Genomic DNA, 2499 nt, shown 5'->3' with positions numbered 1-2499 from the left:
CGCCGGCGCAGTGGCGTCGTCCAGGTCAACATCGCTGTCGGCGGCATCCTGTTCGCTCAATGCGTCCTCGACGAATGCGCCGGCCTGGACGGCCTCGTCCGGGGCGAACTCGGCTTGGAAACCGGGGGTGAGTGCGTCGGTTAGCTTTTCGCGCATGGCCTCGGCCGCGTTTGCTTCGTCGTCGAAGCTGACCGGCAGCAGCTCGTTGTTGGTGGTGTCGGTGTTGCCGCTAATCGCTTCTTGCTGGGTCGTGTTTTCGGTGCTCATCTCACTTCTCCTTGCGTTTGCTGTAGTCGGGCTTGCCTTTCACATCCGGGTACGTCTGCGTGCATGTGGGATAGCCGCTGCACGACCAAAAGCTGGTCCCCGGTTTTTTGCCGGCCCGGCGACACAAGCCTTTGCCGCAAGCCATGCACTTGTGAATCTCCGACACCTTCACTGCCTCTTTCGCGCCGGCGATTTTCACGGAACCACTGTTTGCCTTTACTACTTGCTCACGTATGAAGGCTTCTTGCTTTGCAATGAAGTCGTCCACGTCTGAATTGCCTTGCTCGATGCTCATGAGCATGCGCTCGTACAAGGCGGTAAGAACCGGGCTTTTCACGACTTCCGGCAGCGCGTCGATCATGCTGCGCCCCAGCGTCGTGCTGATAATTTGCTTGCCCTTCAGTTCGAGAAATTCGCGTCGCTTTAATTCCGAAATGATCGACGCACGGGTTGCTGACGTGCCGATGCCGTCGCCTTCGCGCAGCATTTTCTTGTGTTCGGAATCGCTGACGAATTTATGGATGTTCTCCATTGCACGGGTCAGCGTGCCTTCGGTGAATCGGCTCGGCGGCTTCGTCTTCGAGTCCTGGCGCGTGGCTTTGACGCAAGCCACGTCATCGCCGGCCTTCATCGCCGGCAGACTCTGATTCTCGCCGTCGCTGGCGTCGTCGCCTTCCGATTCCTCGTCGGCTTCGGCGTACACGTCACGCCAGCCGTTGCGGGTTACCACCTTGCCCTTAGCCTCGAAACGCTCGCCGGCTACGTCCAGCGCGACGGTAGTGCTGAGGTATTCGTGTTGTGGGTAGAACTGCGCGACGTAGGCGCGCACGATCAGCCCGTACACGTTTTGCTCCTGCTCTGATAGCGCCCCGGCGCTGCCCGTGTGCATCGTCGGGATGATGCCGTGGTGCGCGGTGATCTTGCTGTCGTCCCATGTTTTCGACTTGATGCGTGGGTCGGCTCCATCGACGATGCCGCCCAGCTCGGGATTGACTTGCTTGATCGCGGCGAGCACGCGCGGTGCGTCGGCGTGTTGCGACTCTGGCAGGTAGGCACAGTCGGTACGCGGATAGCTGGTCAATTTCGCTTCGTAAAGTGATTGGCAAACTTCAAGCACGTCCGCTGCGCTGTAGCCGAACTTGTTGGACGCCAGTAGGGTTATGTCCGACAGCGAATAGGCTTTCGGCTGGTTCTGTTTTTTCGGTTCTTGCTTGTATTCCGTGATGCGCCCGGTCTTGCCGCTGACGCTCTCGACCAGGCTGTTTGCAATCGCGGTATCGACAAGTCGTCCTTCCGAATCCAGGCCCGCTTGATCTTCCTGCGCCCGCCAGGCGGCTAGGAACACGCCGCCTTCGTGTTTGATCGCGGCCCGGATGGTGTGGAACGGGATCGGCTTGAATGCTTCGATTTCGCGGTCCCTGGTCACAACCAGGGCCAGCGTCGGGGTCTGCACACGGCCTACGGTCAGCAAGGCGCGTGAGCCGCCGCGTTGCGCCCGCAAGGTGTACGCCCGGCTGAAATTCATGCCGATCAACCAGTCCGCTCGGCCTCGGGCCTGGGCAGCTCCGGCGAAGCCCTGATAAGCCGCGTTGTCTTTGAGTGCGGCAAGCCCGCGCTGCACCGATACCGAATCTTGCGCCGACACCCAAAAGCGCCGGGCGGGCTTGGTGCAATGAAAGTGTTCCAGCACTTCGTCGATCAGTAACTGGCCCTCGCGGTCGGGGTCGCCGGCGTTGACGATTTCGGTGGCGTCTTTCAGCAGCCGCCCGATCACGGCGAGCTGCTGCTTGGCATCCTCGCGCGGCCGCATGATCCACGTTTCGGGGATGATCGGCAGTTCCTCGATGCGCCAGATTTTTTTGCCGTTGGTCGGGCTGCGTGGCACATCGTCCGGGGTGTATTCGTCCGGCTCGGCCTGTTCGAGCATGTGCCCGAAGCACCAGGTTATTTTGTCTTTGCCGCATTCAATGAAGCCGTCGCCCTTCCCCGTGACACCCAGCTCGCCGGCGATGGCTTTGGCGACTGACGGTTTTTCCGCGATGAATAAACGCATGGTCTTTTCCTCGAAATTCGTTGGTCGTTGTTACCAAGTCCACACTGGCCGGATCACGGCCTTCACTTGCGCGCTCGTCACCGGGCCGAAGTAACGCGCGTCGAATGACGTGGCGCTACGGTCGGTCATCAGGAGCAATTCGGATTCGCCCAGCGTGTAGCGCTCGTCGCTCATGCGCG

Annotated in this window: 2 protein-coding genes and 1 pseudogene; all 3 read right to left on the bottom strand. The window is 60.5% G+C overall.

The genetic code is table 11. From position 1 onward, the window contains the following. A pseudogene (locus VFE81_RS11555) lies at positions 1-267 on the bottom strand (hypothetical protein); the annotation flags it as partial. Position 268: 1 nt separating this feature from the next. Next, positions 269-2320: a DNA topoisomerase 3 gene (locus VFE81_RS11550; protein WP_325044725.1), complete on the bottom strand. Its 2052-nt coding sequence runs from the start codon at positions 2318-2320 to the stop codon at positions 269-271. Between the two features lie 30 nt (positions 2321-2350). After that, positions 2351-2494: a S26 family signal peptidase gene (locus VFE81_RS11545; RefSeq protein WP_325044727.1), complete on the bottom strand. Its 144-nt coding sequence runs from the start codon at positions 2492-2494 to the stop codon at positions 2351-2353. Between the last annotated feature and the right edge of the window lie 5 nt (positions 2495-2499).

The sequence above is a fragment of the Paraburkholderia sp. genome (assembly GCF_035656215.1).
GTDB lineage: Bacteria > Pseudomonadota > Gammaproteobacteria > Burkholderiales > Burkholderiaceae > Paraburkholderia.
This window is presented reverse-complemented; position numbering and strand designations above follow the sequence as displayed.